Source organism: Paraburkholderia sp. CNPSo 3274 (assembly GCF_024206475.1).
Lineage (GTDB): Bacteria > Pseudomonadota > Gammaproteobacteria > Burkholderiales > Burkholderiaceae > Paraburkholderia.
The window spans coordinates 1-7,650 of the sequence record NZ_JAMBPR010000151.1 but is presented as its reverse complement, the minus strand read 5'-3'; the positions used below and the strand labels follow the sequence as shown (position 1 = coordinate 7,650).

Annotated in this window: 8 protein-coding genes; 5 read left to right on the top strand and 3 right to left on the bottom strand. The window is 59.0% G+C overall.

Features of this window, described 5'->3' with window-relative positions:
• A partial coding sequence (locus M3I54_RS42945) for an integrase core domain-containing protein (protein ID WP_254342964.1) occupies positions 1-216 on the top strand: 216 nt, incomplete at its 5' end.
• 788 nt (positions 217-1,004) lie between these two features.
• Here the strand turns inward: M3I54_RS42945 and M3I54_RS42940 are convergent.
• Complete coding sequence (locus M3I54_RS42940) at positions 1,005-1,346, bottom strand: hypothetical protein (RefSeq protein ID WP_254346417.1); 342 nt, start codon at positions 1,344-1,346, stop codon at positions 1,005-1,007.
• On the opposite strand from M3I54_RS42940, the gene M3I54_RS42935 reads away from it, so the two are divergent.
• The 4 genes from M3I54_RS42935 to M3I54_RS42920 all read left to right on the top strand — a co-directional run bounded on the left by M3I54_RS42935 (position 1,269) and on the right by M3I54_RS42920 (position 5,554).
• Positions 1,269-2,762: an AMP-binding protein gene (locus M3I54_RS42935; RefSeq protein WP_254346415.1), complete on the top strand. Its 1,494-nt coding sequence runs from the start codon at positions 1,269-1,271 to the stop codon at positions 2,760-2,762. The genes M3I54_RS42940 and M3I54_RS42935 overlap by 78 nt on opposite strands.
• A gap of 30 nt (positions 2,763-2,792) precedes the next feature.
• On the top strand, positions 2,793-4,265 hold the full coding sequence (locus M3I54_RS42930) for an MmgE/PrpD family protein (RefSeq protein WP_254346413.1): 1,473 nt from the start codon (positions 2,793-2,795) through the stop codon (positions 4,263-4,265).
• Between the two features lie 35 nt (positions 4,266-4,300).
• Complete coding sequence (locus tag M3I54_RS42925; RefSeq protein WP_254346411.1) at positions 4,301-4,834, top strand: sensor histidine kinase; 534 nt, start codon at positions 4,301-4,303, stop codon at positions 4,832-4,834.
• A gap of 435 nt (positions 4,835-5,269) precedes the next feature.
• A complete protein-coding gene (locus tag M3I54_RS42920; protein ID WP_254346409.1) occupies positions 5,270-5,554 on the top strand; it encodes a DUF3303 domain-containing protein in 285 nt (94 codons plus the stop codon).
• A 66-nt stretch (positions 5,555-5,620) separates the two neighbouring features.
• Here M3I54_RS42920 and M3I54_RS42915 read toward each other — a convergent pair whose 3' ends face one another.
• Positions 5,621-6,001 (bottom strand): hypothetical protein, encoded by a 381-nt coding sequence (locus M3I54_RS42915; RefSeq protein ID WP_254346407.1) that lies wholly within the window; start codon positions 5,999-6,001, stop codon positions 5,621-5,623.
• A gap of 87 nt (positions 6,002-6,088) precedes the next feature.
• A partial coding sequence (locus M3I54_RS42910; RefSeq protein ID WP_254346406.1) for an FAD-binding oxidoreductase occupies positions 6,089-7,650 on the bottom strand: 1,562 nt, incomplete at its 5' end.

The window sequence follows — 7,650 nt, the reverse complement described above, 5'->3', positions numbered from 1 at the left end:
GTGAGAAGTCCGCAGAGCAACGGGATGGCCGAAAGCTTCGTCAAAACGATAAAGCGTGACTACGTCTCATGGATGCCCAAGCCTGATGTCAGAACCGCACTGCAAAACCTGGCTATCGCGTTTGACCACTACAACGAATCGCATCCGCACAGCGCCTTGAAATACTGCTCGCCACGCGAATTCCGCCAGCGCGCAACTTCACCAACCGAAGCGTGACCGCGTGTCCGGTCATGCAGGGGCAAGTCCAGTCGAGATCATGCTGGCGATACGGACTGGCACTTCCGCGGGCGCCACCAAGGACGCCGACTATGCCGTCGCCGGGCACGATATTAGCCGCAATGTAGGCATGCAATCCCTGCGGCCGTACCCAATCCTGATAAAACTCGCTCCGCTCCAGCACCGCTTGGGACACCAGCATTGAGTCCGTGAAAATTGTGCCCGGTTTGCAAGTGACGATGAATGGAGTAACAGGATCAAGCTTCATGTAGTAGTTCTCGTAGGAATGCCTAAACGAAGATTCGACACCATTCCAATCATCCAGCGACCAGTTCGAGTGTGGCTCACGAATCCGCATGTTGATATGTTCCGCGCCTATCCGGTCCGCTATTGCGCGCAGAACATATGTCCAGTTTCGCTGGTCAAGGCCAGCGTCATGGATTGAATCAATCAGCGGGTTCAGATCCCTTGAGAGCGTCAAGATGATCTCCTTTGGGAGGGCGTAGGGCGTCGCCCGTGGACGTAGCCGGATAGCCTCCCATCAAGAACTGAATTGACCAGCTCCTCGTGACGCGAATAACGTCAGCCGCCCGCAAATCTCCATCAGGTGATGGAGGCGAGCGGAGCCCTTGAAAAGTATAGTTCGCGCGAACGTGCATGACGCGTCTGCATCAGTACGCTCTCAACGAGGCCTTGCTTGGACGACATTCCAGCCGGGCAGATGCCATCGGAGGAAGAAATGGATAAATGGAAGCGGTTTGTGTCGAGTACGCTTGCAATGCGGGTCTTCACCGCGACTGTCGCATCGGCGCCTGCGGCGGCCGGAGCGCTTCGTCTTCCGCGCCTGGACGCGGAATGAACCTGGCCGATGACGACAAGGCAGCAACCGGCGCGAAAGGGGCGGTGTGGGAACTGATGACGACGACTGTGCCGAAGCGCGGCCGGGCGCCGCCGGAAAAGCAGTCCGGCACCTTGAGCGTGCTCTTGCGGGAGGTCAGTCCATGCATCCGCATATACATGCGTTGCACACACCCGACAATCCGGCAGTGGTCATGGCTGACGGAGTCTCGGTCACGTACCGTGAACTTGACGAGCGTTCCAATCAGGTCGCGCGGATGCTGCGGGATCATGGAATCGCTGCGGGAGACCGGGTGGCGATCCTGCTTGAGAATCGCCCGGCCTTTTTTGAGCTTTGTTGGGGGGCCCAACGCTCAGGCGCCGTCTACGTCTGCATCAGCACGCACCTGAACACCGCAGACGCTGCCTATATCATCGAGAACAGCGACGCGAAGCTGCTCGTCACCTCGTATTCGCAGCGCGAGATCGCGCGTGCGCTCGTTCAGCAGACGCCGGGTCTGACGGCACGTTTGATGATGGATGACACCGTCGATGGGTTTGCGTCTTACGAGCAGATCCTCGCGTCCCATCCCACGACCCGCATCGATGACGAGACCACAGGGTGCGATATGCTGTACTCGTCTGGCACGACGGGACGACCCAAAGGGGTATTCACGCTGCCGCGCAATGCGGACATCGAGGCGCCCACGCTCGTGACCGAACTGGCCCGTGCATTGTATGGATTCAACGCTGAAATGCGCTTCCTGTCGCCTGCGCCGCTGTACCACGCCGCACCGTTGCGCTTCAGTCTGTCCACGCAGGCAGTGGGCGGTACCGCGGTAATCATGGAGCACTTCGATGCCGAGCGTTTCCTTCAGTTGGTAGAAGCGCATCGTATTACCCACACGCAACTGGTTCCGGCCATGTTCTCTCGCATGCTGAAGCTGCCGCCATCGGTGCGCGAACACTACGACGTCTCATCTTTGCAGGTGGTAATCCATGCCGCCGCACCTTGCCCGGTGCCGGTCAAGGAGCGGATGATCGCGTGGTGGGGCCCAATCATCTGGGAATACTATTCGGGAACCGAAGCCAATGGGTTCACGTCGGTCAATTCCACGGAATGGCTTGCGCACAAGGGCACGGTCGGGCGCGCGCTTGTCGGAGAACTTCGCATTTGCGACACCGACGGCGGGCTTCTGCCTCCGGGGCAGCCCGGTATCGTCTATTTCGCCAACGGCCGTCCGTTCCGCTACCACAACGATCCGGTCAAGACCGCAAGCGCGCGTCACCCGGTGCACAAGGATTGGACTACGTTGGGCGACATCGGCTATGTCGATGACGCTGGCTACCTGTACTTGACTGACCGCCTCGCGAACGTGGTCATTTCAGGCGGCGTGAACATCTATCCACAGGCGGCAGAGAACCTGTTGGTCACCCATCCCAGGGTACTCGACGTCGCGGTAATCGGGGTTCCCAGTCAAGACCTGGGGGAGGAATGCAAGGCAGTGGTGCAGCCAGTCAGCATGGACGAAGCGGGACCTTTACTCGCCGAGGAGCTGATGGCCTTTTGCCGCTCCGGGCTGTCTCCAGTCAACGTTCCGCGATCGATCGATTTCGTGGCGGAATTGCCGCGCCTGCCCACCGGGAAGCTGCTCAAACGGCTAGTGCGTGACCGCTACTGGGAAGGGCACGCGAGCAAGCTCGTGTGAAATCCGCAATGGTCAATTCGAGGCGTCGCCATGCTCCGCGTCAGTCGCCGTTCAATTCTGCTTGCTTCCGCGAGCGTACCTTTGGCCCTTGCCGGTTTTCGGGCCACGGACAGCGGCCGCGCTGCGGAGAGCGCGCCCTCACAGAAGCCTGCCACACCCGTGGTGAAAGACGTCACGCGCACGCTCGCCGGCTATATCGTCAAAGCGAAATATGACGATCTTCCGCCCAACGTCCGCAAGGAGGGCGTCCGTACGCTACTAAACTGGGTTGGCGTCGCGATCGGCGGGTCCAGCCAGCCGGCGACCCATATCGCGGTATCGGCGCTCACACCGTTCTCCGGGCCACCGCAGGCGAGCCTGCTCGGCCGCCGGGAGCGCTTCGATATTTTGAACGCCTCCTTCCTGAACGGCGTTGCAAGCCACATTCTGGATTTTGACGATACTCATTTGAGGACAGTCATCCATCCGGCGGGACCGGTCGTCCCGGCAATTCTGGCCTTGGCCGAAATGCAGCCTGTCGCCGGGAAGGCATTCCTGAACGCCCTGGTGCTCGGGGTCGAGACGGAATGCCGGATCGGCAATGCCGTGTCTCCTGAACACTACGATATGGGCTGGAACGTCACTGGCACTGCCGGCGTATTCGGTAGCGCTGCGGCGGCAGGCAAGCTGCTGGGCCTTGACGAGCAGCAGATGGTCTGGGCTCTCGGCCTTGCGGCTTCTCAACCGGTCGGCCTGCGAGAATCATTCGGCTCCATGAACAAAAGCTTTAACCCCGGGCGGGCGGCCAGCAACGGCCTGCTATCGGCCGTCCTTGCGGCAAAAAACTTCACCAGTTCCGACGAGATGATCGAGGCGCGGGCCGGATGGGCAAACACGCTCAGCACCAGGCAGGACTATGCCGAAATCACGAGTGGTCTGGGTCAGCGTTATGAGGCGGCGCTCAACACCTATAAACCGTTCGCCTGTGGCGTCGTCATGCATCCGGCGATCGACGCTGCAATCCAGCTCCGCAATGAAAACGAACTTCCGTCGGATCAGATCGCGCGGGTTGACCTCAAAGTCAATCCCCGGGTAGTTGGAACAACAGGGAAGAAGACGCCACAAGACGGACTCCAGGGCAAATTCAGCATCTATCATGCGGTTGCAGTCGCCCTGGTCGAGGGGGCAGCTGGCGAGAAGCAATTCAGTGATCGGGCCGTTCGCGATCCCGTCATCATCGACCTGCGTGCGAAGGTCGTACCGGTGGTCGATCCCTCGATCAAGTCCGACCAGGTTGACATGACGATCGTCCTGAATGACGGACGGTCGTTTCACAAATATATTGATCACGCCGTCGGCAGCCTTGAAGTGCCGATGAGCGATCAGGCGCTGGAGAAGAAGTTTGCCGACCTCGCGGACGGGGTTATCCCGCCCCAACAGGCGCGTCAAGTCATGGATCTGTGCTGGGGCGTGGAAAATCTGGCAAACGCCGCAGACATCGCAAAAGCTGCCGCCTCTGCCTGATCCTTAACTGCAGGTGCCCGGCGGCGATTGTTGTCATGACGGCACGCACGCCTGTCGTTGCCGAACTGGTAACAGTGTCTCGCTCAGTCCAGTTCGTTAGGTATTCTAAGCGAGAGTTAAAGGCGATTAGCGAAGTCAATGCGCTCACGTCAAGTGAAGCCAGAGGGAAAGGCGTCTCCGTGCGGATGCGGCTCGCGGAGGACTTGCCGTTTATCAAAGGCGACCGGGTGCAACTCCAGCAGGTGATGCTGAACCTCATTATCAATGCGATCGATGCGATGAGCTCGACTAGCGATGGGCCGCAGGAATTGACCATCAGCACCAGGATGAATGAGCCCGGTGCTGTCCTCGTGACGTTGTCCGATTCCGGGCCGGGCATCGCTCCTGGGAACATCGAGCGCCTCTTTGAGCCGTTTTATACGACAAAGACCAATGGGATGGGGATGGGGCTGTCGATCTGCCGCCCGATCATCGAAGCACACGGTGGCCGGTTGTGGGCGAGCGCAAACATACCCCGCGGCGCTATCTTGCAGTTCACGGTACCCGTCGATCCAGCTGTTCCACCGTAAGCAAGTTCCGCAACGCACATCGCAGGGCATCGCATCGCCGCGCTATAGCGCGCGTCCGATTCGGTCGCCCGAGAGCGGCCCGAAGCGGTCGGTCGTGCAGTCGGAATTGCGAGGGCGGGTATCTGAGTGCAACGGTCGTTCCATACCGTCACTCGATGACAAGTTATCGGCCCTACCCGACAGTCATCGTCCGATTGCCTGGCAAGCCATCGAAGCCGTATGTGCGGCTTCGCACACTACGCTCACCCGGTTGGAGCCGTGACCTATCTGGTTTACCTATCCTCGATGGTATCTCGTGGCTTCGCCCGACGGCATGGACGATGCGAAGAATCCATGCCGGCAAGTGGGCGACGAACCGTCGCGATGTCGAGGCGTCCACCATGAAGAGCGGGCGTGCCACGAGTCGGCATCGCCATCGTGGAGGGGACATTCGCCATGAAATTTATTGTTCAATGGAAAGGTGAGCCGGCAATGCAGCAGGCCGCAATTGAGCGCTTCGTGAAAACAGGCGGTCAGCCACCCGACAACGTCAAGATGTTGGGACGCTGGCATGCAGGCGGCGAGTTTAGAGGCGTTGCAATCGTTGAAGCGACGGACGCCAGTGCAGTCGCGGCGATGGTGATGCAATGGAGTGATATCTTCTCTTTCACCACGACGCCCGCACTAACTGACGAGGAGCTCGGCGCTGTTTTGGCAGCTCAACAACGGTCGGCAAACTGAGAATCCACAAGCGTTGGACGGCCGGGCCTGGAGCGCGACGGGGGTCGCGCTCAGGGCATATTCAAGTCATGCCTTACCGCCGACTGGATGTCCGGCATCAGTGACAGAAGCAACTGAATAAAATTCTCGCGTCTTCAAACGTCGTGAATCGATTATGAACATGCCGGTCCGTGATCCCGAGATCTCGTATCGTTCGTAGAGGTCCAAAGAAGAGAATTCCACGACAAAAATCTCGTTCGATCCTAAGACAGTCGTCTTGGGTTGCAAGGAGCCTGGCTGATCTTCACCTTTCTTCGCTAATCGGGCAGCGTCCTGAGGCACAAGATCAGGACTCCACTTCGCGGCCAGGACGAACTGGTTCAACAAATGTTCTGCCTCGTCTGTGTTTCCTTTTTTTGCCGCTGACCGCATAGCCTCCCAAGCATTTTTCAAGTCGGGAATCGTCATCCAGTCCAACTATCCTTTACTCGTCCAGTTGTGCGGGCGAATGAAGAGCCCGGGCGTACGTGTTGATGACAATGTATGTCCTTGTCCCTAACCAACTGACTGCGGCAACGGTGTTGCACTAAATACATTCTCAGGATCAAAGCGACGTTTAATGTTAAGCAAACGAGAAGTGTTTTCGCCATAGGCGAGATCGATCTGGGAATGGTCGTGAGGCCCCAAGAGGTTGGGATAGCCTCCAGGCAGTGCCGAGGAAGACAATTTCTCCGATGCATTCTGTGCCCATGTGCGGTGTACGGCGCCACGCCGGTCGTCACTCTCGTCCCAAGCCGCGACGATGCTGGCGAGAAAGTGTTTTCGACGGAGGCCGAACGAAGTGGTGTGCAACGGTTGCCGCGACGGTACGCCGTGAAAAGACTGTACGGCGAGGACCGAAAATGGAGACTCGCGACTGTCGGCGTTCTCAAGCAGATGGGTGATCGTATCGGCACTAAGCTCACCAAGCCAGCGAGTCTGCTGAGCGTAGTGGCGGCCTTTAGGGGCGCTGCCCTCGAATAGACCGAAAAGAGCATCACACGACATGGATCCCACGTTCACGGTTGTGGGCGAGGCGAGGTTCGTTAGTCCGTCAACAAATGCCTTTCCCCGGTCGATGTCTCCGCTCCAGCACGGCGCCAACACGATGGCCGGATCCCCGTTCGGACTTGACACGAGCGCAGCTGTCGCCGCGAGTTCGTCGGGGGCCGACGCCATCGCGGTGGCAAACCCCGTCAAAACAGACCGCGCATCAGACCATGGGAAGATGATTTTCCCGGCCAAAACTTGGTGGACTCGATGTAGGCGAATTCGCATCGACGTAACTACGCCGAAATTACCTCCGCCTCCGCGCAATGCCCAGAAAAGGTCGGCATTCTCAGTGGCGCTAACACTTAAACATCTTCCGTCGGGCGTGACCAACTCTGCGCCGACCAGGTTATCCAGTCCCAGGCCGAAGTGCGGAGTTAAGGGACCATAGCCGCCGCCGAGGGTGAAACCCGCCATGCCTATCTTCGCCATGGTTCCCACGACCGCTGTCAGCCCAAACTCAGTTGCAGCAGAAACGACATCACCAGTCGTTGCGCCGCCTTGCACTATTGCTGTCTGGGATTGCACGTCTATAACAACTTGGTTCATCGCGGACAGGTCGATCACCACCCCTCCGTCGCGGAGCGATTGCCCAGCCCAACCGTAGCCGCCAACAAGGACTGAAACAGGCAAGCCATGTTTCCGTGCGACGTTGACAGCTCCCTGCACGTCGCCGACGGTTTCGCATGCTGCCACAATGGAAGGGTACAGGTTGATCGCGCCGTTCCAGATCTTCCTTCTTTCCTCATAGCCTTCGTCAGAAGCCGTTATGAGCTGTCCCTGGCCATTATCGAGTACAACGAGGGACGAGAATGGGAGGCTCGCCGGATGGCTCCATTGGATCTTGGTGTCCGGATGGCAACGGCGTGCCTGGAATTCTGGGCAGATATCGCCGAGAATCCTCCGCCCGGGAAGAAATAACCCAGCCCGCTTCGCGGGTCGCCTGGCGCTATCGGGGCGTTCGCGCGTGGTTGCGTCCATTGAGAGGAGGACGATGTCACAGAGGTGCTTCAGGGGGGCCGCATCGG